The 23195-nt window shown below is 70.6% G+C and carries 23 protein-coding genes; 14 read left to right on the top strand and 9 right to left on the bottom strand.

Features of this window, described 5'->3' with window-relative positions; all coding sequences use genetic code 11:
• The first annotated feature begins 100 nt into the window (after positions 1 to 100).
• From K2F47_RS41190 to K2F47_RS01290, 4 genes are all read left to right on the top strand, one after another.
• Positions 101 to 562, top strand: a complete 462-nt coding sequence (locus tag K2F47_RS41190) for a CBS domain-containing protein (protein WP_242900794.1) — start codon at positions 101 to 103, stop codon at positions 560 to 562.
• A gap of 100 nt (positions 563 to 662) precedes the next feature.
• The gene (locus K2F47_RS01300; protein WP_242900793.1) at positions 663 to 1736 is read left to right on the top strand and encodes an amidohydrolase family protein; all 1074 of its coding nucleotides are present in this window, start codon (positions 663 to 665) and stop codon (positions 1734 to 1736) included.
• A 205-nt stretch (positions 1737 to 1941) separates the two neighbouring features.
• Positions 1942 to 3534, top strand: a complete 1593-nt coding sequence (locus K2F47_RS01295) for a glycosyltransferase family 28 protein (protein ID WP_242900792.1) — start codon at positions 1942 to 1944, stop codon at positions 3532 to 3534.
• 122 nt (positions 3535 to 3656) lie between these two features.
• Positions 3657 to 4592 (top strand): DUF6924 domain-containing protein, encoded by a 936-nt coding sequence (locus tag K2F47_RS01290; protein ID WP_242900791.1) that lies wholly within the window; start codon positions 3657 to 3659, stop codon positions 4590 to 4592.
• 52 nt (positions 4593 to 4644) lie between these two features.
• Here K2F47_RS01290 and K2F47_RS01285 read toward each other — a convergent pair whose 3' ends face one another.
• From K2F47_RS01285 to K2F47_RS01275, 3 genes are all read right to left on the bottom strand, one after another.
• The gene (locus K2F47_RS01285; protein ID WP_242900790.1) at positions 4645 to 5631 is read right to left on the bottom strand and encodes an enediyne biosynthesis protein; all 987 of its coding nucleotides are present in this window, start codon (positions 5629 to 5631) and stop codon (positions 4645 to 4647) included.
• Positions 5628 to 7610 carry an FG-GAP-like repeat-containing protein gene (locus tag K2F47_RS01280; RefSeq protein WP_242900789.1) on the bottom strand — a complete coding sequence of 661 codons (1983 nt, stop codon included), beginning with the start codon at positions 7608 to 7610 and terminating at the stop codon, positions 5628 to 5630. The genes K2F47_RS01285 and K2F47_RS01280 overlap by 4 nt, the downstream gene beginning before the upstream one ends.
• Before the next feature lie 239 nt (positions 7611 to 7849).
• On the bottom strand, positions 7850 to 8842 hold the full coding sequence (locus K2F47_RS01275) for a DUF1702 family protein (RefSeq protein WP_242900788.1): 993 nt from the start codon (positions 8840 to 8842) through the stop codon (positions 7850 to 7852).
• 250 nt (positions 8843 to 9092) lie between these two features.
• On the opposite strand from K2F47_RS01275, the gene K2F47_RS01270 reads away from it, so the two are divergent.
• The 5 genes from K2F47_RS01270 (at position 9093) to K2F47_RS01250 (ending at position 13916) form a co-directional block, all read left to right on the top strand.
• Positions 9093 to 9665 carry a DUF5987 family protein gene (locus tag K2F47_RS01270; protein WP_242900787.1) on the top strand — a complete coding sequence of 191 codons (573 nt, stop codon included), beginning with the start codon at positions 9093 to 9095 and terminating at the stop codon, positions 9663 to 9665.
• The gene (locus K2F47_RS01265; protein WP_242900786.1) at positions 9662 to 11317 is read left to right on the top strand and encodes an FAD-dependent oxidoreductase; all 1656 of its coding nucleotides are present in this window, start codon (positions 9662 to 9664) and stop codon (positions 11315 to 11317) included. The genes K2F47_RS01270 and K2F47_RS01265 overlap by 4 nt, the downstream gene beginning before the upstream one ends.
• 2 nt (positions 11318 to 11319) lie before the next feature.
• Positions 11320 to 12324, top strand: a complete 1005-nt coding sequence (locus tag K2F47_RS01260; RefSeq protein WP_242900785.1) for a carboxymuconolactone decarboxylase family protein — start codon at positions 11320 to 11322, stop codon at positions 12322 to 12324.
• A complete protein-coding gene (locus tag K2F47_RS01255) occupies positions 12321 to 13103 on the top strand; it encodes a TIGR03084 family metal-binding protein (RefSeq protein WP_242900784.1) in 783 nt (260 codons plus the stop codon). The genes K2F47_RS01260 and K2F47_RS01255 overlap by 4 nt, the downstream gene beginning before the upstream one ends.
• 300 nt (positions 13104 to 13403) lie before the next feature.
• A complete protein-coding gene (locus K2F47_RS01250) occupies positions 13404 to 13916 on the top strand; it encodes a GNAT family N-acetyltransferase (protein WP_242900783.1) in 513 nt (170 codons plus the stop codon).
• 27 nt (positions 13917 to 13943) lie between these two features.
• Here the strand turns inward: K2F47_RS01250 and K2F47_RS01245 are convergent, their stop codons facing one another.
• Together K2F47_RS01245 and K2F47_RS01240 are read right to left on the bottom strand one after the other, a co-directional pair.
• Positions 13944 to 14765: an NAD(P)H-binding protein gene (locus K2F47_RS01245; RefSeq protein ID WP_242900782.1), complete on the bottom strand. Its 822-nt coding sequence runs from the start codon at positions 14763 to 14765 to the stop codon at positions 13944 to 13946.
• Positions 14722 to 16014: an MFS transporter gene (locus K2F47_RS01240; RefSeq protein WP_242900781.1), complete on the bottom strand. Its 1293-nt coding sequence runs from the start codon at positions 16012 to 16014 to the stop codon at positions 14722 to 14724. The genes K2F47_RS01245 and K2F47_RS01240 overlap by 44 nt, the downstream gene beginning before the upstream one ends.
• Positions 16015 to 16093: 79 nt before the next feature.
• Here K2F47_RS01240 and K2F47_RS01235 point away from each other — a divergent pair, with 79 nt between their 5' ends.
• The gene (locus tag K2F47_RS01235) at positions 16094 to 16975 is read left to right on the top strand and encodes a LysR family transcriptional regulator (protein ID WP_242900780.1); all 882 of its coding nucleotides are present in this window, start codon (positions 16094 to 16096) and stop codon (positions 16973 to 16975) included.
• Positions 16976 to 16985: 10 nt separating this feature from the next.
• On the opposite strand, the gene K2F47_RS01230 is transcribed toward K2F47_RS01235, so the two are convergent.
• Together K2F47_RS01230 and K2F47_RS01225 are read right to left on the bottom strand one after the other, a co-directional pair.
• Positions 16986 to 17405 (bottom strand): VOC family protein, encoded by a 420-nt coding sequence (locus tag K2F47_RS01230; protein WP_242900779.1) that lies wholly within the window; start codon positions 17403 to 17405, stop codon positions 16986 to 16988.
• A gap of 42 nt (positions 17406 to 17447) precedes the next feature.
• The gene (locus K2F47_RS01225) at positions 17448 to 18197 is read right to left on the bottom strand and encodes a TetR/AcrR family transcriptional regulator (protein WP_242900778.1); all 750 of its coding nucleotides are present in this window, start codon (positions 18195 to 18197) and stop codon (positions 17448 to 17450) included.
• A gap of 96 nt (positions 18198 to 18293) precedes the next feature.
• Between K2F47_RS01225 and K2F47_RS01220 the strand changes: the two genes are divergently transcribed.
• The 4 genes from K2F47_RS01220 (at position 18294) to K2F47_RS01205 (ending at position 21125) form a co-directional block, all read left to right on the top strand.
• Positions 18294 to 18497: a DUF4177 domain-containing protein gene (locus K2F47_RS01220; protein ID WP_242900777.1), complete on the top strand. Its 204-nt coding sequence runs from the start codon at positions 18294 to 18296 to the stop codon at positions 18495 to 18497.
• 28 nt (positions 18498 to 18525) lie between these two features.
• Entirely contained in the window at positions 18526 to 19662 is a 1137-nt protein-coding gene (locus tag K2F47_RS01215) for a serine hydrolase domain-containing protein (RefSeq protein ID WP_242900776.1), read from the top strand.
• Positions 19663 to 19825: 163 nt separating this feature from the next.
• Positions 19826 to 20227, top strand: a complete 402-nt coding sequence (locus K2F47_RS01210) for a hypothetical protein (protein WP_242900775.1) — start codon at positions 19826 to 19828, stop codon at positions 20225 to 20227.
• A gap of 403 nt (positions 20228 to 20630) precedes the next feature.
• Positions 20631 to 21125 carry an HflX-like GTP-binding protein gene (locus K2F47_RS01205; RefSeq protein WP_242900774.1) on the top strand — a complete coding sequence of 165 codons (495 nt, stop codon included), beginning with the start codon at positions 20631 to 20633 and terminating at the stop codon, positions 21123 to 21125.
• Positions 21126 to 21302: 177 nt separating this feature from the next.
• Here K2F47_RS01205 and K2F47_RS01200 read toward each other — a convergent pair whose 3' ends face one another.
• The gene (locus K2F47_RS01200) at positions 21303 to 21653 is read right to left on the bottom strand and encodes a recombinase family protein (protein ID WP_242900773.1); all 351 of its coding nucleotides are present in this window, start codon (positions 21651 to 21653) and stop codon (positions 21303 to 21305) included.
• 46 nt (positions 21654 to 21699) lie between these two features.
• Positions 21700 to 22698: a hypothetical protein gene (locus K2F47_RS01195; RefSeq protein ID WP_242900772.1), complete on the bottom strand. Its 999-nt coding sequence runs from the start codon at positions 22696 to 22698 to the stop codon at positions 21700 to 21702.
• Positions 22699 to 23195: the final 497 nt, after the last annotated feature.

Genomic DNA, 23195 nt, shown 5'->3' with positions numbered 1-23195 from the left:
CTTCCCGGCACACCAGCACCCGACCCTAACGGGGTCGCGGCGTGTTTCGCACTCCAGAAGGCCCAGGTCGGCGGGTCGACCGGCTGCTACCGTCGGAGGGGTGCGCGCCCGAGACCTCGCCGTCGACTACCCCACCGTGACGCCGGAGACCAGTGCGCTGGACGCGGCGCGGCTGCTGGCCGCCGGCCGGCTGCCGGGCCTGATCGTGGTGGACGCCGACCGCCGCCCGACGGCCGTCCTGCCCGGGTCGCGGCTGCTCGGGTCGATGATCCCGCGCTACGTCCTGGACGACCCGGCCCTCGCCCGCGCCTACGACGAGCGGCACGCCGACCGGCTGTGCGACCGGCTCGAGGGCAGGCGGGTCGCCGACCTCCTCCCCACCGACGGGACGCCGCCCCCGATCGTGGACGCGCAGGCGACGGTCATGGAGATCGCCAGCGTCATGGCGGGCGCCCGCAGCCCCGTCGTCGCCGTGACCGACGACCCGCGCGACATCCACGCCCCCATGCTCGGCGTGATCACCGTCGCCGATCTGCTGGGCCGTCTCCTGCCGCCGCAATAGGCCGGGACACCATTCGCCAAGAGTGAAATTTCTGGCTGCGCCCGACCATTCCCTGGACTACCCTGATGATCAACTTGTACCGATCCACACGGGGAGTCCCATGCTGCGAAACGCCGCGTTGACCACCGCGTTCGGGGCCGCTCTCGCGGTCACCCTACTAGCTCCCGCGGCCGACGCCGCGCCGTCACCGGACTGCTTCGACCGGCACAAAAGCCCCTATACCTCCGTCGTCGACAGCCATCTGCACTTCCAGCCCTTCGGCGGGCCCGCCGTCCCGTTCCCCGAAATGCTCGGCTACCTCGACAAGACCGGCGTCCGCTACGCCAACATGTACGGCATCGGCCAGACGCTGCCGGCCTCCTCGACCTGCACCTACTACCTGAACTGCCCCGGCACGCCCGTCACGCCGAGCCTGCGCAACGACTTCGTCAACGCCGCCAACTACGCCGCGTTCAAGCCGAAGTCGCCGCACCTCACGCTGTCGATGACCTTCCCCGACCTCGCCAACCCCGAGGGCATCGTCGACCGGATCAAGCTCCTCGACCAGGAGTACCCCGGCATGTTCACGTGGATGGGCGAGGTCAACCTCATCAAGCAGGCGCTGCTGCCGAACAAGCACGACCCGGCCGACATGAAGGACATCGGCCGCTGGGCGCCGTTCATGAAGATCCTGCGGGAGCGCTCGATCCCGCTCACCCTGCACTCCGACCTCGGCAACGACGCCGAGCCGACGAAGTACCTCCCGCTGATGCGCGAGGTCCTGCGCCGCTACCCGAACAACAAGATCGTCTGGGCGCACATGGGGCTGTCCAAGGAACTGAAGACGATGCCCGCCGACCAGCACATCGAGGTCGTCGAGGAACTGCTCGACGCGCACCCGAACCTGACCCTCGACATCAGCTGGCGCGTCCTTTACGACCAGTACTTCAAGGACCCCGCGAACCGCAAGCTCTACGTCGAGTTCTTCAACCGGCACCCGACCCGCGTCATCCCCGGCACCGACTTCGTGGCCTCGCGCGACAAGAACTTCCAGGTCTACAAGGAGGAACTGGAGATCACCAGCGACGTCAACAAGGACCTCGACGACGAGGCCTTCCGCGACATCGCCCTCGGCCAGAACTACTTCCGCCTGCTGTCCATCAAGGACAAGGCCCCGAAGATCTGCACCACCTGACACGCCCCGTTTCGCAGCGTTCTCGGCCCCGCCGGCGGGCGGGGCCGAGAACACCCCCACCCCATCCCCGGTGGGCTAGGGTTGCCTCGTTTGTCCCCTTGTGTCGCACGCGTGAGGCAGCTTCGGAAGCATGACGCAGGAATGGCTGCGGGTGCCCATCGGCCCGGAGGCGCACCGCTGGGCCACCCGCACCCCCGACCGGCTCGTGCTGGCGGTCGTCCACAACGTCACCTCCCTCACCCGCCTGCTGGACGTGGTCTCCGCCCTGGACTCCGACCCCCGCCTCCAGGTCCTCTTCACCTGGACGCGCTCCTCCCCCTTCGTCCACGACGTCGAGGAATTCCTGAATGACATCGGCGCGCTGACGATCCCCTGGGACCAGGCACTCTCCACGGAATTCGACCTCGCCATCACCGCGAGCTACGGCGGAGACCTGCACCAGATAAAGGCCCCCATAATCGCCGTATCCCATGGCATGGGCTACAACAAGAAACTCTCCCGGAATTCGGAGGACTCCCAAGCCGCTTTCGGGTTCTCGGCGGAATGGCTGCTGCATGAGGGGCGGGTCGTCCCGGCGAGCATCGTCCTCTCGCATCCCGAACAGGCCGCCCGGCTCGCGCGCGACTGCCCCGAAGCCGTCCCCGCCGCGATCGTCGCCGGAGATCCCTGCCTGGACCGCATCACCGCCAGCACCCGCGACCGCGAGCGCTACCGCCGCGCGTTCGGCGTTCCGCCGCACAAGAAGCACATCGTCGTGAGTTCCACCTGGGGCCCTCGCTCGCTCATGGCGGAGAACCCCGAACTGCTCCCCCGGCTCCTTTCGGAACTCCCCATCGACGAGTACCAGGTGACCGCCGCCCTGCACCCGAACATCTGGCATGGCCACGGCCCGTGGCAGGTCGCCAGTTGGCTCGCGGAATGCGGCCGAGCGGGCCTGAACGTACTCCCTCCCCGGGACGGATGGCGTGCCGCGCTCGTCGCCGCCGACGTCGTCATCGGTGACCACGGATCTGTCACCTTCTATGGCGCGGTGCTGGGGCATCCCGTCCTGCTGGCGGCGTTTCCGGATCGCGACCTCGATTCGAGCTCACCGGTCGCCCGCCTCGGCCGCCTGGCGCCGAGGCTGAGCACGCGGCGGCCCCTGGCGCCGCAGATCGCACAGGCCCTCGCCGAACACGATCCCGCGCGCTATGCCGACGTGACAGGTTGCGCGACATCGGTGCTCGGGGATTCGAGCCGCCTGCTGCGGACGGAGTTGTACCGGCTGATGCGCCTGGACGAACCCCGCACGCCACCCGTCGTCCTGCGGGTCCCGCCTCCCACCCCGCAAGACCTCCCGTCCGGGGCGGTGACGGCGGCCCTGGTCTCCGTCGAATGGAATGGCGAAGAAGCCGTCCTGAAGCGCTATCCAGCGGCGACGGCAATGTATCGGGAGAACGGCACCGACGGCAGGCATCTCGCGGTCGACGACTCAGAGGCCGAGGGGCGGCTGCTGAACCTGGCCGATGTCGTCTATTGCCTTAACGACGGCCTGACGACCACCGCGAACGATTGGCTGAGCGAGACTCTCCAATTCTTCCCCGGCTGCCACGTCGCGGCGGCGGAACAGCGCACCGGCGAATGCGTGGTGCGAACGCGCGGCGGCGACGGGGTCACGTGCCGAACCGACAGGCCCGACCTGGTCGCGTCGGTGGTCTACGGATGGCTGGCCTCAGGCCGGAGCATGGCGGCGCTGCCCGCCGAATGCACGGTCAGCGCCGGACTCACAAGCCATCGTTTCCACTTCGGTCACCACTGAGTTCGCCTAATCGCGTCGCCGGGTTCGACGCCCAGTGCATCCAGGAAGTCGTGCAGGACGTCGGCGATCTGTCCGAGGGGCGGGGAAGATGGCGCGGCAACGACGATCTTTGGAGGAGAGCCATGTCCTTTCCCGTGCTTCCCCCGACGGAGCCCGGCGAGGTGCTGTTGATCTGCACGTGCTATGACGACGGCAAGCCGCTCTGGGGCGATCTGCTCGACGAGGTCGACGGGCGCCGGGAAGGGGACGTGATCCTCCTCAGCGAGGGCGAGGTGCGGTTGCGCGCGGCCGAGAAGGCCGGGTGGTCCTACCTGCACGGCGGAAACGTACCGGCGCTCGTCCCGGACGGTGGCCACGCGGCGCCGGTCGCCGTCCTGGCCGACATTCCGGTGGCGTACGGAGGGGCCGAGCCGTTGCTGGTGGACCTGGCCGAGGTTCCCGGACGCGGCGTACGGGTCCCGGCGCACCGGGTCGGCGAGATCCTGGCGGGTCTGCTGGGCGGCGCGGTCCGGTTCGAGGACCTGGTGCGCGAGATGGACAAGCGCGGCCTGTACCAGGGTGACGCGGGCCGCCCGGCGTTCCCCGCGCCGGAGCCGCCGGGTCGGCGGAGCTTCCCGCCGCTGCCCGCCTCGTCCGCTGGTCTGCTGGTCCGCACCTGCTTCGATGACGAGGAGGGCTGGCGTGCCCTGCTCGACGACCTCGGCGGCCCCGACGGGGACGGTGAGGTCGGCGCCGACCTGGACCCGGACGAGATCGACCCGGACAACTATCCGCTGGAGGCGCGGGTCGTCGAGGACCGGCGGTACGAGGGGCTCCTCCCCGGAGAGGTGCCGGCGCTGGTCCCGCGCGAGCCGCACGCCACGATGGTCGCGCTCGCCGACGCCCGGACGTTCGCCGAGGCCGACCGGCCGCTCACCGCCGTCGACCTGTACGAGACCCCGGGCCAGCCCGCCGTCGTTCCCTTCCGCGTCGCCGGATCGATGGAGTGCAACCTGAGCATCAGCAACATGGACTTCCACAGCTTCGTCCTCGAAGAGGGCGTCGACCCCTGGTGGTAGGGCATGGCGGAGGGGGCGGAGCCGCGAAAGCGGATCCGCCCCCTCGCGAACATCAGGCGATCGCGTTCGCCGCTCCCGGTGCCGGGACGCTCTCGAACTGGCGGTTCTTGCGTTCGCCCATCCAGTGGGCGACCCACCAGCCGAGTCCGCGCAGGCCGCAGACGATGGCGGTCGCGAAGAACAGCGTGTAGACGACGTTCGCCACCATCAGCACGCCGTACACGGCGGCGACGGAGCTGCCGAAGATGAACTGGGCGCGGCCGCCGTGCGGCGTGGTGCCCGGGTCGGTGATCATGTAGTTGGTGAACAGGACGAACGCGACGCCGGCCATCACGCCGAGGGCCGACACGAGCGCCACGTCCCAGATCCAGTGCCGGATCAGCGCCTGGATCGCGAACCCGCCCATCCAGCCCATGATCAGCATGACGCGCTTGGTGAGCACCGCGTTGATGACGGTGCCCGCGGTCGCGATGACGAGCGGGATCAGGATGCGGAACAGCCCGTTGGCGTACTCGGTGAACTGGTAGGGCGGCGCGATGCTGACCCACGAGCCGAACGCCAGCAGCGTGACCGCGATGCCGAGGTTGGACGGGTTCATGTAGTGCCGCATCCGGCCCTTGATCGGCGCCCGCAGCACGTGCTTCTGCGCGACGGCGACGACGACGCCGAACATGACCGGCCACCACTGGTTGTTGGCGTACAGGAGCATGTTCACGGCGAGGGCGGTGATGTGCGACGGGAGCATGAACTCAAGGACGCCGCGCCAGCCGACGCCGCGGAAGCGGACCTGCCTGCGCTCGGCCCAGGCGCTGATGTACTCGAAGACGATCTCGGTGGTGTAGCCGGTCGCGAGCGCGAGGAACGGCCACAGGTACGGCTGCTCGAAGCCGAGGATCGTGTATCCGAGGATGTTGAAGACGGTCAGCGAGATCGCGAAGTTGCGCAGCGCCAGATATCGGACGTTCGGCCCCGCCGGGGGTGCGCCGCGCGGCGGTTCCGCCGCCGCGGGCGTGTTGACTGTCTCGACGGTCGTGCTCATCGCGTCGGAACCTCCGTGGCCGTGTTGGTGAGGAGCAGGGTGTGGGCGCCCGGCGCCAGCGAGAGGTCCTGCTGCCGCACCGAGCCGGTGCCGTCGGGCCAGCGGACGCGGGCCTTCACCGGCGTCTGCGCCTCGCCGAGGCCGAAGCGGACCTCGAAGCTGCGCTTGCCGGTGCCGCCTCCGCCGCCGTCCAGCCGGGAGATCTGCGTGCGGCCGTCGGCGGTCCAGATCTGCACGGTCGCGCCGTAGGCGGGCGTGCCCGCGCCGGACAGGCCCTGGCCGGGCTTGGCACCGGCGACCGAGCGGTACAGGTGCAGGCTGAGCGCCTTGCCGAGCTTGGGCGAGTTGTTGGCGTAGAAGGCCGGCGGGCCCCACTGCCGCGCGACCGCGAGGTCGAGCGCGCCGTTGCCGCGCGTGTCGGCGGTGGCGAGGCCGCGGGTCGGGATCGGCACCGCGAGGCCGAGCTGCTTGCTGACGTTGGTGTACTTGCCGTCGGGCTTGGCGGCGTAGAACGCGAGCTTCTCGCTGCCGGACAGGTCGTCGCCGGGCTGGACGTGCGGCCACAGCTTCGGATTGCTGAACACCGAGTCGTTGTTCATGGCCATTTCCTGGAGCCACGGCCAGCGCTGGATGTCGCCCTTGACGAAGCCGTCGGCCTGGACGACGTCCAGGCGCCCGCTGTTGCTGAAGTCGCCCATCTTCACGTCCCAGCACCAGCCCGTCCAGGCGAGGCCGAGGTTCTGGGCGCGCTGCTCGAACGGGGCGTGGCCGTCGGCCATCTTGGCCGCCATCTCCGCCTCGCTCCTGGCCTTGTTGAGGAACACGAAGTTGCTCTCCTCAAGGCCCCACGCGGCGGTGATGTTGCTGACCGCGAGGTCGAAGCGGCCCTTGCCCTGGAGGTCGCCGAAGTCGACGCCCATGCCCTTGTTGGAGTCGTGGCCGATCGCGAACGACTTCGGCGTGATCGCCGAGCGCTCGCCGGTGACGGTCTTGAACTTGATGTGCCCCGGCGTGGAGACGTTGTAGAAGATCCGGTCCTTACCGAAGTCGTTGGCGACGTACACCTCGGGCTTGCCGTCGCCGGTCAGGTCGGCGCTGGAGATCGCGAGGGTCCAGCCGGTGGCCTGCTTGTAGGGGACGGCGTCGGCCTGCTCCTCGTAGGCGGCCGAGGGGCGCGGGCCGGACGTGCCGCCCGTCCAGCGGAACACGTGGGTGCCGCCGCCGTTCGTGGCGTTCGAGAACGAGCTGGGCATCACCACGTTCGGCTGGCCCTTGGGGTCGAGGACGTCGGAGTCGGGGAAGTAGTTGGAGATGAAGATGTCGGGGTGGCCGGTGCCGTCGAGCGTCCCGACGTCGAGCGCGTCGGTGTTCCAGCGCGGCCCGGTGTAGCGGCCGGTCGTGGAGACCCCGGGCAGGAGTTCGACCGGCTGGTAGGCGGTCGGCGACAGGGCCTTCGCGTCCGACTTGGCGAGGAAGAGGATGGGCGTCCGGCCCCAGAAGTGGACGAGCAGGTCGGCGCGCCCGTCGGTGTTGAAGTCGCCGGGGGTGCAGCCCATCGGCGCCATCCGGTTGTCCATCGGCAGCGGCGCGGGGTTCAGCGCGAACGGCGTGAACCGGTCGGCCGCGGGGGCGGTCGGCGCGTAGGTCACGACGACGGCGTCGGTGCGCGGGTCGACGAGGCACATCCCGTCGTCCCTGCCGTGGCCGGTGAGGTCGGCGGTCGCGACGCCCGCGCCGACCGAGGAGATCCAGGAGCGGATGTGGTAGTAGGCGGGGTTGACCTGCCGGATCGTCTGCGTCGGGCGGTACCCGGGCGGCATCGCGAGCGGCATCTCAGTGAACTTGTAGGGCGCCGCGACGGTGGACAGCTCCGATCCCGACGACCCCGGTATCCGCGCGACGAAGAACAGCGACAGCGCCAGCACCACGGCCAGGGCCGCCGGGACAGATCTTCGGACGCGCTCATGCGAATTGGACATCGCTCCCCCTCGAAAGGTTGCGTGGACGGTCGCGCATACTTCGCTCCATGAGTTTCCGCTCACAATTGCTCGGCACGCGCGGGGCGCGGCCTGCCGACTCAGCGAAAGTCTAGGCAGTGTTATGCCATGGACTTACTTCCCGGTTGCTTTGTTGGCGACGCTTTTTCGCATGCCCGTAACCCGGGATCGGCTCCATTTTGGAACGCGAATTCCCGGGTTTCGGATGACGGCTGGTCTGCCTATGCGGCCGGGCGGTCGCGGGTCTCGGCGAAATGGCGGCGGACGGCGGCGCGCCACAGTTCGTAGGCGGGCAGCGGGCCGGGCGCGGCGGCGTCGGCGCCGGTGTCGTCGGCGAGCCGGACGGCCGCGGCGCCGGACAGGTCGGTCAGCGCGGCCAGCGTCGCCCGGCTGTGCTCGGGCAGGTAGCCCGAGTAGTCGCGGGCCTTCGCGGCGAACACGGCGCCCTGCGCGAGGTGGGGCGCGTTCGTCCCGGCGGCCGCGCGCAGCGCCGCCAGCCCCTCGTGGTCGCAGCCGCCCGCGAACGTCGCCGCGAGCCCGACCCCGCTCCACAGGTCGGGACGGCGCCGCTCGGCGAACGCCTCGACGGCGGAAACGACGCCCTCGGGACGCGCGCCGTGCACGAACCACAGCGCGCGGCCGATGCCCTGGTCGACGGCACGCGGGAAGTAGTCGGGGGCGCCCTGCCAGGGGTAGGGCTTGAGCGGCTCCTGCCGTCCGATGTGGCGGGGCGTGTCGAAGTAGGCCTTGTCGAAGCCGTAGCCGTCCACGGCGAGCCAGCTCATCGTCGGGTAGTACGGGGAGCCGGTGAGGTCGGGCAGCACCTTCTTCCACAGCGGCCGGGGCAGCCGCGCCATCGCGAACCCGATCCCGATGTAGGCGAGGAAGATGTGCGGCTGCCCGGGGCCCATGAGCAGGTCGCGGGTGCGGGTGCCGCGCCGTCCCATCGCGTCCAGGACGGTGAACGCCATCGTCGCGCCCTCGTAGGCGAAGCCGCGCAGTTCCGGCTCGACCATGGCGAGTTTGCGTTCGACCTCCCATTGGCTGCGCGCGTCGATTCCCCATTCGAAACCGCTGACGACCGCCTGCGGCACCGCCTCCAGCCGTTCGGTGACGGGGGACGGCGTGACCGGGAACTTCCTTTTCGCGAAGCCCACGTCGGCCAGTTCCGGGGTCAGCACGAGCCTGCGCAGCGAGCCGAGGACGGTCGGCATGGAGGTCCCCTCCCTCGTTCTCCCACCGGCACACCGCCGGTGCGTCCACGGTCGCCCCGAAGCGGCCGGAGCGCATCTTTCGGAGTGCGCTCCGGGCGCCGCGGAGAAAAACCCCATGGCAATCGGAGAGATGCGCGCCGCCGCCCGGCGGCGCAAGCCTGGAAGCACGAGTCACCGCGTTTCCCAGGGGGTCCCGGCGGCGCATGCCGGGACCTCATTTTCACCCCCGTTCTCGTGAAAGGGACGGAACATGACCGATGACGCCGCACCGGACGGCGACGACACCACGACCCTGACCCTGGAGGCGTTCGCCGACACGATCGTCCCGGGTGAGAAGCGCGGCCCGGACGACGTCGCCATCGCGGGCGCGGCCCCCGGGCCCGGCGCCGTCCAGGCGGGGGCGATGGAGCTGCTCGGCATGTTCGCGCCCGGCATCTCCGAGGCGCTGGACGGCTACGCGCAGGGCGTCAACGAGCACGCCCTCGGGTACGCCCGCGAGCGGGGCCTGGACCTCGACGGCGCGCTGCCGCCGTTCGTCGCGCTCTCCTACGCCGACCGGGCCGCGCTGGTGCGGACGCTGACGACGCCCGGCCACCCGGAGAAGGACTTCTGGGTGCTGCTCGCCCTGTTCTGCAACATGGCCTACGACACCGCCGCGCACATGCACACGACCGACGCGCTCGCGGCGGGCCACCCCGGGCTCACGGCCATGGGCTTCATGCCGCCCGACGCGGACGGCCTGTGGCGGTTCGACGCGTTCTCCTACGGCCGCGAGCTGGCCCCGATCCACCCCGACACGACCTCGACAGGGAGCCCGTCATGAGCAGCCCCGAGCGCGCCGACGTCATCGTCATCGGCAGCGGATTCGGCGGCGCGATCGCCGCCTACCACCTCGCCGCGGGCGGGGCGAAGGTCGTCGTGCTGGAGCGCGGCCCCTGGGTGAAGACCGACGAGTTCGAGCACGACTTCCTGCTCGGCTCGTCCTACACGCGCGTGTTCGACTTCGTCGTCGGCGACGGGATGAGCCTGCTCGGCGGCAACTGCGTCGGCGGCGGCAGCGTCGTGTACTTCGCGACGATGCCGCGCGCGCCCCGGTTCGTGTTCGACCGCCAGGGCTCGATCGGCCGCCGGATGTGGCCCGCCGCGATCAGCCGCGACACGCTGGAGCCCTGGTACGACCGGGTCGCCGAGGCGCTGCCCGTCCAGCGGCAGGGCTGGGACGTGGTCACCTACTCCGGTGGCGTGTTCGCCGCCGCGTGCAACCACGCGGGCCGTACCGCCAACCCGGCGCCGACCGCTATCGACAACAACCTGTGCACCAACTGCAACTGGATGATGTCGGGCTGCCGGTTCGACGCCAAGCGGTCGCTGCTGCTGAACTACCTTCCCGCCGCCGTCGCGCACGGCGCGCAGATCCGCCCGCTGCACGAGGTGCAGTACCTCTCGCGGACGGACGACGGCGGCTACCAGGTGCACTACAACGTCGTCGACGACGAGGACTACCGGGTCGTCGCGGGCTCCGGCACGCTGGAGGCCAAGATCGTCGTGATCGCGGCCGGGGCGGGCGCCACCCCCGTGATCCTCCAGCGCTCCGAGCCGCACCTCGGCACGATGCCGCACGCGGTCGGCCGCTACTTCTCCGGCAACGGCGAGCGGCTGAACACGGCGGTGCTGAACGAGGACAAGGTCGCGGAGCTGCTCGGGCTGTCGCGGCCGGACGGCTCGGCGTACGCCGCGTCCCAGATCGGCAAGGGCCCCTGCGTCGCGAGCTGGGACAACCTCGACGGGTCACTGCCGGAGTACGACCGCTTCTCGCTGGAGCAGCTCTACTTCCCGCCGGGGCTCGGCACGATCCTCGCGCAGACGCCCACCGCCGACGGGAAGGCGTGGTTCGGGCCGGAGAAGAAGGAGATGCTCCGCCGCTGGCAGTCCTGGCTGACGATCTTCACGATGAGCGAGGACGACAACGAGGGCGTGTTCGGCCCGCCGCCCGCGACGGGCAACGCCGCCCGGATCTCCCAGCAGATGCTCGGCCGCGGCAACCTCGGCTACGTCCCGACCGCGAACACGCTGCACGGCTGGGAGATCTCCGACGCCGAGGCCAAGCGGGTCATGGAGAAGGACGGGCTCGCCACCGTCCTGCCGTGGACGAACGACCTCGTCGGCGCCTACACCGTGCACCCGCTCGCGTCCTGCCGGATCGGCGACGACCCCGGCACGTCCGCGCTGGACGACCGGCACGAGCTGCGCGGCCACCCGGGCGTGTTCGTGACCGACGGGTCGGCGGTGCCGGGCGCGCTCACCGTGAACCCGGCGCTCACGATCGCCGCGCTCGCCGAGCGGTCGATCCCCGGCATCGTCCGCGCGCTGCGCGACCGCGGCGTCGACGTCGGCTACGGGGCGCCGGCGCCGGACGGCGACAAGGCCGCCCGCGACGCCGTCCTGCCGCTGGTCCGCGACCTCGTGCGGGAGTAGCGGTGGACGCGCTGCGGCAGCCGATCAGCCGCCCGCTGCGCCGCGCGCTGGCCCGGGTCGAGCATGTCAGCCCGGTCGCGCCCGGCGCGGCGACCGGGCTGGTCGCCGCCGTGTACGGGCAGGTCGAGCGCGACTTCGGCATGCTCGCCCCGCCGGTCGCGCTGCACTCGCCGCTGCCGGACGCGCTCGCCGCGTCCTGGACGATCCTGCGCGAGAGCCTCGTCGTGCCGGGCCTCGCCGGGCGGGCGGCCAAGGAGGCCGTCGCCGCCGAGGTCTCCCGCCGCAACACCTGCCCGTACTGCGTGGCGGTGCACGGCGCGGCGGCCCCGGCGGCGACGCCGCTCACCGGCTGGGTGCAGCGCGGCGGGGCGGGCGAGTCGCCGTTCCCGGACGACCACGCCCCCGAGTACATCGGTGTGCTGGTCACGTTCGAGTACCTGAACCGCATGGTCAACGTGTTCCTGGACGACTCGCCGCTGCCCCCGTCCGTCCCGGGCGCCGCGCGGGACCCGATGATGCGGCTGCTCGGCCGGATGACGCGGCGGCGCGTCCGCTCGCCCGGCACCTCGGCGGCGCTGCTGCCCGCCGCGCCGCTGCCGAACGATCTCGCCTGGGCCGCGCGCACCCCGCACGTGGCGGAGGCGTTCGCGCGCGCGGCGGCGGCGTTCGCGCGGGCGGGCGCGGCGGTGCCGCCCCCGGTCCGCGACCTCGTGCGCGCGGAGGTCGCCGCCTGGGACGGCTCACCGAAGGGCCTGTCCAAGGGATGGGCCGAGGAGGCGACCGCCGCGCTGCATCCCGTCGACCGTCCCGCCGGGCGGCTCGCCCTGCTCACGGCGTTCGCCTCGCACCAGGTGGGCGCGCGCGACGTGGCGGCGTTCCGCGCCGTCCGCCCCGATGACGGGACGCTCGTCGGCCTCGCCGCGTGGGCGTCCTTCACCGCCGCCCGCGCCGCCGGTGCGCGCGTCCACGCGGCCGGACCATCAGCTGAGAGAGGAACACAGACATGACCGACCCAGTGGTCACCGCCCTGATCGCCGAGGGCGACGCCCTCGACCAGATGGTGACGGACCTCGATCCCGGCCAGTGGAAGACCCCCACCCCGGCCCCCGGCTGGACGGTCTCCGACCAGCTCGCCCACCTGACCTTCGTCTACGGCCTCGCGGGCATGGCCGCGTCCGACCCGGACGCGTTCAAGGCGGTCACCGAGGCCGCCTCGAAGGACTTCCAGGGCGCCGTCAACGCCGCCGTGAAGCAGCACACCGGCGAGCCCGGCGACATGCTCGCCGCCTTCCGCGCCCAGCGCGCGACGACGGAGAAGGCCCTGGCGGCGCTCCCGGGCGACAAGCTGGTGCCCTGGCTCGTCCGGCCGATCCCGGCGGCCGTGCTCGCGGCGGCGGGGATGATGGAGCTGTTCGCCCACGGCCAGGACATCGCCGACGCCGTCGGTATCCGCCGCGAGGCGACCGACCGGCTGATGCACATCGTCGTGTTCGCGATCCTCGTGCAGGAGTTCGGCTACCAGGCGCGCGGCGAGACCCAGCCCGACACGCCGTTCCGCTTCGAGATCACCGCCCCGTCCGGCGCGGTGCACGCCTACGGCCCGGCGGACGCCGAGCAGCGCGTCTCCGGCCCCGCCGAGGACTTCTGCCTGCTGGTCACCCGCCGCCGCCACCGCGACGACCTCGACATCGTCGCGGTGGGCGCCGAGGCCGACCACTGGCTCGACATCGCCCAGGCCTACCGGGGCCCGGCGGGCGAAGGCCGTCGCCCCGGCCAGTTCGCCTGACCCCGGATCAGGGCGCGTGGCCCGATCGGAGATCCCTCCGGTCGGGCCACGCGCCGTTGGTTGCTACCATGTCGATCGTTCGGTGTCGGTTCCAAGCGGATCGGAGGTGGGGTTCGGTGGTCGCGGTGATGCGTGCTGCCCTCGGCAGCATCCGGACAGTCCCCACTTCCCGGGCTTCGGCCTGACCCACTGGTGAGCGTGGCGCTCACGGCACGGCAGTGACCTCCTTGAGGATTCTTCCTTCCGGTGGCCCGTGACGTCGCGTCCCAGCCGAACACAGAAACGGACCGCATCACCGTCATGATCAATTCCTGGATCGCCCGCGCCGAGACGCCCGCCGATCTCACCGAGATCCGCGCCGTCAACCTCGCGGCCTTCCCCACCTCGCACGAGGCCGACCTGGTCGAGGCCCTGCGCGCCGACGAGGGCGCCTGGATCCCCGGCCTGTCCTTGGTCACCGAGACGCTCGACGGCACCATCGCCGGGTTCGCGCTGCTCACGCGCTGCCACGTCGACGGTGTCCCGGCGCTCACGCTCGGCCCGTGCGCCGTGCGGCCCGAGTTCCAGCGGCACGGCGCCGGTTCCGCCGCGATCCGCGCGGCGCTCGACGCCGCCCGCGAGCGGGGCGAGAACCTCGCGCTCGTCCTCGGCCACGCCGAGTACTACCCGAGGTTCGGCTTCACCCCGGCCTCGCGGCACTCCATCCGCCCGCCGTTCGAGGTCGAGGACCAGTACATGATGGCGCTGGCCCTCGACCCCGACCGACCCGTCCCGTCCGGGACGATCCGCTACCCCGCCGCGTTCGGGGTCTGACCCTCTGAGGAGCCCCGGCCGCCGGTGTCAGCCGGCGACCGGGGCGAACGCCGAGGCGTGGTCGCGGACGAAGTCGGCGATGTCGCGCGGGGGGCGTCCGAGAAGCTCGGCGACCGTGCCGGTGGTGAGGTCGCCCCATCCGGACGCATAAGCCCGTGCGTAATCCTCCAGCATGTGGACGATCCATTCCGGGACGCCATAGCCGAGCAGCGCCTTACGCTTCGCGTCGTCGCCGACCGGCAGATACGCGACGGATCGGCCGAGCGCCTCGCTCAGTTCCCGCGCGACTTCCGCGAACGCCAGCGAGCGCGGGCCGGTGAGCGTGTAGGTCGCGCCGTGGTGGCGGTCGGGGTCGTCGAGCAGGACGCGGGCGGCGCAGTCGGCGATGTCGCGCGCGTCGATCATGCCGATGCGCGCCGAGGCCATGTTCAGCGAGAACGTCCCGGTGGCGGCGATGTCGCCCGCCTCGTTCAGCAGGTTCTGCATGAACCAGTGCGGGCGCAGGATCGTCCAGCGGATGCCGCACCGTTCGGTCTCCCGGTCGGACAGCGCGTGCAGCCTGCCGCTCCGGTTCGGCGCGTCGTGCGCCGCGCCGACGACGGAAAGCCGCACAATGCGCTCCACTCCCGCTTCGCGCGCGGCCCACACCGCGTTCATGTTGTGCTCCGGCGCGCGCGGGCCGTTCGGGGTGAGCAGCCACACGTCGTGGACGCCCTCGAAAGCGGCGGGCAGCGATCCGGCGTCACCGAGGTCACCGACGACCGCCTCCACACCCCGTTCGCGAATGCGCTCCGCTTTCGACCTGTCACGGACGAGGGCTCGGATGTTCCTCCCTTTCAGGGACTCCATTAGAGCGCTGGACACGGTTCCGGTCGCGCCGGTTATCAAAACGGTGCGTGACATTCTCGTTCTCCTTGTTCATCGAAATGCGCTCCAGGCCCCAGAGCACGAACGTCCCGACCGAGAGGACGGCGCCCAGGACGCAGACCCCCGTCCAGCCGCCCCGGACCCAGACCACCGAGGTCAGCGCGGAACCCGCCGCGCCACCGGCGAAGAAGGACGTCATGAACGCGGAGTTGATCCTGTTGCGGGCCTCGGGCCGGAGCGCGTAAACGACGTGCTGGTTGCCGTTGAGCACCATCTTGTGCGCCAGGTCCAACACGATGACGCCGACGAGCAGCCAGACCAGCGAGGTCGACCCGGCGGCGAGCGCGATCCAGGACGCGGCGAGCGCGACGGCTCCGGCGGCGGTCAGCAGCTGCGCGTGGCCGCGGTCGGCCAGTCGTCCCGTCAGCGAGGCGGTCAGCGCTCCCGCGGCGCCGACCAGGCCGAACAGCCCGATCGTCGACTCCGACCAGCCGTAGGGCGAGCGCACCAGCAGGAACGTCAGCGCCGTCCACAGCACACTGAACGCGGCCATGCTCAGGGCGGCGATGCCCGACCGCCAGCGCAGGAGCGGCTCGTCCCGCAGCATCAGCACCGTCGAACGGAGCAGGCCCGGGTAGGACAGGCGGCGCCCGTCGCCGCCGAGCCGGGGCAGGTGGATCCGCAGCAGCACGGCCGTCCCCGCCATCAGGGCCGCGTTCACCCAGTAGACCGTCCGCCAGCCGCCGACCTCCGCCAGCGCGCCCGCCGCCGTCCGCGCCAGCAGCGCGCCGAGCAGCAGCCCGGTCATCACCGTTCCGACCACCCGGCCGCGCTCGGCCGGGGCCGCCAGCGTCACCGCGAACGGCACCAGCACCTGCGCCCCCACCGAGGTCAGCGCGGTCAGGGCCGTCCCGACCATCAGCACCGTGCCGCCCGGCGCGGCGGCCGACACCAGCAGGAACAGCGCGGTCGCCGCGTAGAGCGAGACGGCGAGCCGCCGCCGCTCCACCAGATCACCGAGCGGCACCAGCAGGATCAGGCCCAGCGCGTAGCCGCCCTGGGCCGCCGTCACCGTCAGCGCCGCCAGCGCGGGGCTGAGCCCGAGTTCGCGCCCGATCAGGTCGAGCAGCGGCTGCGTGAAGTAGTTGCCCGCGACCGCCAGCCCGGTCGCCACCGACATGAGCAGGATCAGCCCGCGCGGTGCGGCGCCGTCCGGTCGAGGTCTCGTCATGCGCCCACCTTCGGCGATGGGCGATCAATGAGTCCAACACATGTTTTTCATCGGATCGATCGTGCATCACGATTGATCCATGGAGCTCCAGCAGATGCGCTACGTTGTCGCCGTCGCGGAGACGAGCAACTTCACCCGCGCCGCCGAGCGCTGCCTGGTCGTCCAGTCGGCGCTGAGCCACCAGATCGCCCGGCTGGAGCGCGAGCTCGGCGCCCGACTCTTCGACCGGACGAGCCGCCGCGTCCGGCTGACCCCGGCGGGCGAGGCGTTCCTGCCCGCCGCCCGCCAGGCCCTGGAGGCCGCCGAACGCGCCCGCGCCGAGGTCGCGGCCACCGCCGGGGAGATCCGGGGACGGCTCGCCATCGGCGCCATTTCCACGGTCGCCGCGATCGACCTCCCGGCCGTGCTGAAAAGGTTCCGCCTGCGCCACCGGGAAGTGCGGATCAGCCTCCGGACAAGCCCCAGCGAAGAACTGGTCGAGCGGATTCAACAGGGCACTCTGGACGTCGCCTTTCTGGGCCTCCCCTTGGGTGTGCGCCCCAAGGGCGTCCACGGGCGGGAACTCGCCCGCGACGACCTGGTCGCCGTGGTCGCCCCCGACCATCCATTGGCGGACAAGGAAGACGTCGACGTGCACCGACTGACAGAGGAGACCTTCGTCGACTTCCCGGCGGGCACCGCGGGACGCGCCCACTCCGACGCGGCATTCGCGGCGGCCGGAATACAACGCGAGGTCGCCTTCGAGGTGACGGCCGCCGCCCTCATGGCCCGCCTGATCAGGCAGGGCCTGGGAATCGGCATGCTGCCGTCCGCGTTCGTTCCGGAACTGCCCGACCTGCGCGTCGTCCGCCTGCGCGACGCGCCCGCCCGCATTGAACACGTGGTCTGGAGCCGCTCCCAGCCGTCCCCCGCCGCCACGGCCTTCCTGTCCGCCCTGGACATATCGACGACCGGCGAGTGAACTCCTCCGGCTACGGCGTCGTGCCGTCGCGTTGCAGGAATTCGAGGCGGTTGCCCAGGTTGTCGGCCACGTAGAAGCGGCGATGCCCAGGAAAGTTGTCGTCCCAGGTGACGGCGATACCGTGTGCGGTCAGCCGCCTTTCCAGGGCGTCCAGATCGGCCACCCGAATACCCGGATGCGCCTTCCGGGCAGGCCTGAAGTCCTCCTCCACGCCCAGGTGGATTTCCAGGCCGTCCGCGCGGACCCACAACCCGCCACGGGCCGCGAGCACCGGCGGCTTCTGGATCTCCAGCATGCCGAGCGCCCCGACGTAGAAGGCACGGCAGTCGTCCTCGCTGCCGGGCGGGATCGCGATCTGCACGTGGTGCAGGCCGTAGCCGAATTCCGACCCATGGTCAGGGCCGTAACCCTGCGACGAGATCTCCGTCATAGGACGCTCCATTCCGTTTCGTCAGTGAGATTTCAGAGTGGCCTACCCGCCCGCTGGGCCCGGCGGATCGGCCTTCGCGGACGGGGGCAGCAGTCTGCCGAGGTGGTAGTCGAGGGTGCGGCGCACGGCGGCGAGCGTGCGTCCGCCGTGCAGAACGTCCCCGCCGAGGGACACGGCGGCGGAGACCAGGATGTCCGCCTCCGCGTCGGGGTCCAGCGCTGGTGGGGCCGCTCCGGTCCGCTGGGCCTGCGCGATGACGGCGGCGACGAGCTCCTCCAACGGGTGCTGGTCGTGGAGGAACACCGCCGCCAGCGCGGGGTCGGTGAGGCTCCGCGCGTAGTAGGCGGCGAGCACGCGCAGGGTGGCGCGCCGCTGGGCGTCCAGCGGCAGGAGCTCGTCGATGATCGAGCGGAGCAGTGCGCCCGGATCGCCCGGGTCGGCGGTGATCCGGAGGCGGGCGCGACGCTCGTTGTCCTGGTGGAGCAGGCGCAGCGCGGCGACGAGCAGTTCGTGCTTGCTGCGGAAGTGGTACTGCACAGAACGCGGGGAGACACCGGCCTCGGCCGCCACCTCCCGGATGCTCGCCGCATGGAGCCCGTGCTCGGCGGCGATCCGCCAGACCGCTTCGGCGATCTGCCGCCGCCGCGGATGCGGTGCCGCCGGTCCCGGCGCCGGAGGAGCGGCGCGGCGGCGGTAGGCCCGCGCCTGGCAGCTGCGCGAGCAGTACACCCGGGGACGCCCGCGCCCTCGTGCCTGCAACGCCGTGCCGCACATAGCGCATACGCCGCTCATTTCGTCACACCACGCCTTGGAAAGGGCCTGTACAAAGTGTGATGAAATTGCCTGCTCTCCCAGGTCGCTCTCATATCTCAATGATACGTTCGTGTCATGATGAAATGGGAGTACAAAATACTGACGTACCAGATCAGCGAGTTCCGCAAGAAACAGCCGAACTACCAGGAGGTCGAGAACGAGCTCAACAAGCTCGGCCGGAACGGCTGGGAGGTCTTCGACACGGCCGCCCCCGGACGCGGCCAGGGTCAGGCCACCGAACTCGTCCTGATCGCGCGCCGCCCCACCGACGCGGCCTGACCTCTGAACGACCAAGGAGCGCACACACATGATCGAACACCACCGCGCGCTGAGCGGCGTACTGGCCCTGACGGCGGCCGTTACGACCATGCTCCCAACCGGATCGTCCGCGTCCCCCGACGGGCTCCGCGCGATCATGCGGCGGCTGACCACGGTCGACGGCGGCCCGGGAGCGCTGCTCCGCGTCCATGACCGGCCCGGCGACACGGTGCTCACCAGCGGCGTCGCGGACGTGAAGAGCCGCACCCCGGTGCGCGGCGACAGCACCTTCCGGATCGGCAGCATGACCAAACCGTTCGTGGCCACGACCGTGCTCCAGCTGGTGCGCGAGCGCCGCGTCGTCCTGGACGCGCCGGTGGAGCGCTACCTGCCCGGCACCGTCCGCGGCCCCGGGGGTGACGGGCGGGTGATCACCGTCCGCCAGCTGCTCCAGCACACCAGCGGCATCCCCGACTACCTCGGCTTCCTCGACCGGCAGGAGGTCCTGAGGAATCCGCTGACCCACCACGACACCCGCGACCTGGTGAACCTGGCGCTCGCCCACCCCGCCACGTCCAAGAAGCCGGGCACCGCCTACCGCTACTCCAACACGGGCTACCTGCTGGCCGGAATGCTCATCGAGAAGGTGACTGGCCACCCCTACGGTCGCGAGATCCACCGGCGCATCGTCAAGCCGCTCGGGCTGCGCCAGACGTCCGTGCCGGGCGACGGCCCGGCGATCCCCGGACCGCACCCGCGCGGGTACGCACGACCAAGCGGGGACGCGCCGCTGCTGGACATCACCGCCCTCAACCCCTCGGTCGCCGGTCCGGCCGGCGCGATGATCTCCAGCGGCGCCGACCTCAACCGCTTCTTCGCCGCCCTCATAGGCGGCAGACTCCTGGGCCCGTCCCAACTACGGGAGATGATGAGGACCCGGCCGACCGGCGACCCCGACGGCAGCGCCTACGGCCTCGGCCTGGAGAGCACCCCCCTGCCCTGCGGCGGCCTGTACTGGTGGCACGACGGCGGCATCCCGGGATTCCAGACCCTCGGCGGCGCCACGGCCAACGGCAGGCAGGCGACGATAATGGTGAACCTCTACCCAGGCGAGTCCGACGCCCAAGACCACGACGTACAGAACGCCGTCCAAACAGCCCTCTGCAAAGACCACCCCTCGCCCTAGAACGCATCCGCTAGACCCCCCGGTGACCCAGCGCAGCGTGGCATGTGGGTGTATTCGAACTCCGGACAAGAGAACTTCAGCAGCCAGTGCGTCTGCAACTGGCGCAATGCCGTACTGTCTGCCTATGTCATTGTGGCCACCCTCGACCTCACAAACCGCTCGCATGGAACTGGACACAACTCTCGGTCTCGCTCTCCAAGCCGCAGAAATCCTGTTGGCCTGCTGCGAGCCGATACCACCGGTGAGCGCAACCATCGACTCTCAGGGCAAGCGCCAGGTGACGGTTGGTCATGAGGACACGTTCGAGGTCGCGACGGCGATCGAGTTGAAGTGGGAGGAGCTTCGGCAGGATTCGGCCAAGTACAGATGTGTGGCTGTTGCCGCGTCAGCCCAGCTCGTAGGCAAAGACCAGGTCGAGCCCATCGTGACGGCCACGGTCGAACACGCCGAAGGTCAAACCGTGGAAGTCGTCATCCCCTACCGCAGGCGCCGACGGCTGATCAGGCACAAGGTCGTACTCGGCGAGTTGGTGTCAAGAGAGCGTGACGGGAGAGTCTGGAGCTGAACGAGCCCCGAAACGGACGCTTCCCAGCCCCCGTGAGCCGGGTGCACCCTACAGGCAGGCGAAGGCCCCACCAATCGAGGCTGCCACAACCAGCAACGCAACACCTCAAAACCCGCCCAATGACTCTGAACGCCGAGGAAGACGCAGAGTAGTACCAGATCAGCGCCGCCAAGACTGACGACGCCGGCGGTAGACGACCGACACCACAGGCGCACGTGCGGGCACCGTCCAACCTTGGTCAATAGGGCGGCAGGGTGATTGTCACTTCCGAAAAACAGACGGACGCCGGTCTACCGATCTCAGACCTGGGCGCGCAGGTCGTCCGCAAACGGGCAGCGGCATGCTTCTGGACTGCTGACAAAGCGTTTGGCGCGTACGGTCGGCATGTCTACTCTGTCGGTTCATGAGGTACGTACGGCGACACTCGCTGCCGGGCAAGCGGTCGTCGTCGCGGCCCTGGTCTGCTCACTCTTCCAGCCGGACGCCAAGATGCCCACAGGACGTCGTCAGCGGAAGCGGCGTTCTTGTCGCCGGGCTCTTTTCGGCAAAGCAGAAGGACTATGCCGAGACCATGAGCGTTCTGGTGGGCGAGATTGAGCGGTTGGGTGGTCGTGTCATGGCGCAGTTCGTACAGCGACGAGGGGTCTCAGGCGGCAAGAAGGGCCATGCGCCTGGGGGCAGAGCGAACATGGACCGGCCCTATTCGTCACGGACTCTGATGAGCACAGGCAAGGTGCGTGAGATAGCTGCCGTGCGGGTCGAGACGCACACAAGGGCGGTGGTCTTCGCCAACGAGTTGACCGCCAGACAGCGAGCGGTTCTATCAGAGCTGCTCGGCTGCCCGGTCTTCAGCTACGGTGACCTCACTAGCGGCACCGCTAGCGACGAGGTTCGATGATCTCGGGCGAAGGCGGGCGTCCGGAACCAGCTTGCGGGCGCGGCCCGGCCAGCGTTCGGTGAACTCCCAGACGTCCCCGAGCCTCCAGGCGTCCGGAGCCGGCGCCCAGCCCGTCCGAGCGGGGGGCGTCCGGAGCAGGGCCGGTGCCGGGGGGTCATGCGGTGGTGCCCTCCTTCACTACGGTGGCGCGGGCGGCGGCCAGGCCCTCGCGAGTGCCGGCGACGATGAGTTCGCGGACGAACTCGGCCAGGCCGGCGAAGACATAGAGGGCCAGCCGCCCGCATGGGCGTGCGGGCTGGTGAACCCGATCTCGCGGCGACCATGGTGATGAGGTCGTGGACGGAGCGGCCGTAGCGGTCCAGGGACGGCACGACCGGGGTGTCGCCGCTCCCGGGCCTTCAGTTCAGACCGCTGGGCGGGCGTGCCGGACTTGGTGTCGGCGAAGACCCGGCGGCATCCGGCGGCGGTGAGCGCGTCGAGTTGGCGTTCGAGGATCTGCCCGCTGGTCGAGACGCGACTCCAGCGCACGGATGCCGCCCGTCGCGCCCGTGTGGCGGCACCGTTCTGGTGAGCGCTAGGAATGTCGGAGGAGCTCCGGGTCGCCGCGGTTGGTGGCCCAGATGACGTGACCGCCGAGGGTGGTGGAGATCCCCGAGATGCCGTTGCGGTCGCCGGTGGTCGGCGCGGTGGTGTCCTGGGTCCAGCGGACACCGTCCCAGTGCAGCAGCAGCGCGCCGTTGCGTCCCGTGGGATGGTCGTCGTCGACCGTGTAGGTGGAGCCGCCCGCCCAGACGTCGTTCGGCGCGCGCGCCGTGACCTTGAACAGCGAACCGGAGGAGGTCGGCGTGGACGAGGGGTCGTCGAACGGGCTGGGGACGATCCGCCACCGCTCCCCGTCCCAGTGCTCGGTCAGCGTGCCTCCCCGCTGTCCGGTGCCGATCGTGTAGCCGACCATCCAGGCATCGTTCGCGCCGACGGCGACCACTGACCAGGGCGACGCGTAGAGGCCGTCGGTGTGGTCCGCGACCTGGTCCATGGGTACGGCGCGCCACGCCACCCCGTCGTAGTGCAACGCGAACAGCGAGTTCGGGGTCGGCGTGGGGTTCTCGTACGTGCCGATCGCCCAGATGTCACGCGACGACCGCCCGCTGATCGCGTTCAGCAGGGAATGGATCCCGGCGCCGGGGACGGGCACGGTGACGCGGCTCCAGCTTTCGCCGTCCCAGTGCTCGACCAGGGCGGCGTGTCCGTCGCAGCCGACCGCCCACGCGTCGTCCGGCGCGAACGCCGCCACGCCCCAGAGGGCCGCGTACCGGCCCCGAATATCCGGGCTGGGGATGATGCTCCAGCTCACGCCGTCCCAGTGCTGGATTCGCGTGACGAAGTTCTTCCCGGCAGGGGGAGCGCCTCGCCGGCCGACCGCCCATACGTCGGACGGCCCGACGGCGGTCATCGCTTCTATTTTGCTGGCGCCTTCCGGCGCCGGGAAGGTGTGCCAGTCCCGGCCGTCCCAGTGCGCGAAGTCGCGGTCGCCGCTGAGGGCCCAGGCGTCGGTGTCGCTGAAGCTGCTCACCGGACCGTTCGCACCGGTCGCCGGCCAGGCGGTCCAGCCTTCTGCGGCCCGCGCCGGACCTCTGGGAAGCGATAACACCACGAGAGCTGCGAAAGCCGCAGCGACGACGGGGCTGATCCGGCGCATCGGAGGTCCCTTTCTCAGAGATGACAACACCTTTACTGAATCATTACTCCGCCTGTGTTTCAACGGTGCCCAGGGCGACTTCCGGGGCTGCGGGGAGCGGGGAGGTAACGCTGCGGTACGGGACCTGGTGGACGTTTCGGCTGGGGTATGACCGTCCGCCTTCATCGCCCGGATCGGAGGACCTGGAGCAGTGAAGCCGCTCATCCATCACGGCGGGAGCATGCCCCCGCATTTCGCCGGCCGTGTACGGCCCCCGCAGGCTTCGAGTCCGGGCTCGACCTCGTACTCTCGACATCACGGAAGCGGATGCGCGCGGACCTGGTCGAACCGGCCGGGCAACAGCGGCTCGACGCCCTGACCGGCGACGTCAC

It is taken from the genome of Actinomadura terrae (assembly GCF_022751215.1).
Taxonomy (GTDB): domain Bacteria; phylum Actinomycetota; class Actinomycetes; order Streptosporangiales; family Streptosporangiaceae; genus Spirillospora; species Spirillospora terrae.
This window is presented reverse-complemented; position numbering and strand designations above follow the sequence as displayed.

Coding starts and splice junctions, on each gene's coding strand:
- K2F47_RS01210 (WP_242900775.1), top strand. CDS start 19,826: ATGGAACTGGACACAACTCTCGGTCTCGCTCTCCAAGCCGCAGAAATC.
- K2F47_RS01270 (WP_242900787.1), top strand. CDS start 9,093: ATGACCGATGACGCCGCACCGGACGGCGACGACACCACGACCCTGACC.
- K2F47_RS01255 (WP_242900784.1), top strand. CDS start 12,321: ATGACCGACCCAGTGGTCACCGCCCTGATCGCCGAGGGCGACGCCCTC.
- K2F47_RS01235 (WP_242900780.1), top strand. CDS start 16,094: ATGGAGCTCCAGCAGATGCGCTACGTTGTCGCCGTCGCGGAGACGAGC.
- K2F47_RS01250 (WP_242900783.1), top strand. CDS start 13,404: ATGATCAATTCCTGGATCGCCCGCGCCGAGACGCCCGCCGATCTCACC.
- K2F47_RS01220 (WP_242900777.1), top strand. CDS start 18,294: ATGATGAAATGGGAGTACAAAATACTGACGTACCAGATCAGCGAGTTC.
- K2F47_RS01205 (WP_242900774.1), top strand. CDS start 20,631: ATGAGGTACGTACGGCGACACTCGCTGCCGGGCAAGCGGTCGTCGTCG.
- K2F47_RS01240 (WP_242900781.1), bottom strand. CDS start 16,014: ATGACGAGACCTCGACCGGACGGCGCCGCACCGCGCGGGCTGATCCTG.
- K2F47_RS01215 (WP_242900776.1), top strand. CDS start 18,526: ATGATCGAACACCACCGCGCGCTGAGCGGCGTACTGGCCCTGACGGCG.
- K2F47_RS01230 (WP_242900779.1), bottom strand. CDS start 17,405: ATGACGGAGATCTCGTCGCAGGGTTACGGCCCTGACCATGGGTCGGAA.
- K2F47_RS01225 (WP_242900778.1), bottom strand. CDS start 18,197: ATGAGCGGCGTATGCGCTATGTGCGGCACGGCGTTGCAGGCACGAGGG.
- K2F47_RS01285 (WP_242900790.1), bottom strand. CDS start 5,631: ATGAGCACGACCGTCGAGACAGTCAACACGCCCGCGGCGGCGGAACCG.
- K2F47_RS01290 (WP_242900791.1), top strand. CDS start 3,657: ATGTCCTTTCCCGTGCTTCCCCCGACGGAGCCCGGCGAGGTGCTGTTG.
- K2F47_RS01275 (WP_242900788.1), bottom strand. CDS start 8,842: ATGCCGACCGTCCTCGGCTCGCTGCGCAGGCTCGTGCTGACCCCGGAA.
- K2F47_RS01300 (WP_242900793.1), top strand. CDS start 663: ATGCTGCGAAACGCCGCGTTGACCACCGCGTTCGGGGCCGCTCTCGCG.
- K2F47_RS01280 (WP_242900789.1), bottom strand. CDS start 7,610: ATGTCCAATTCGCATGAGCGCGTCCGAAGATCTGTCCCGGCGGCCCTG.
- K2F47_RS01265 (WP_242900786.1), top strand. CDS start 9,662: ATGAGCAGCCCCGAGCGCGCCGACGTCATCGTCATCGGCAGCGGATTC.
- K2F47_RS01245 (WP_242900782.1), bottom strand. CDS start 14,765: ATGGAGTCCCTGAAAGGGAGGAACATCCGAGCCCTCGTCCGTGACAGG.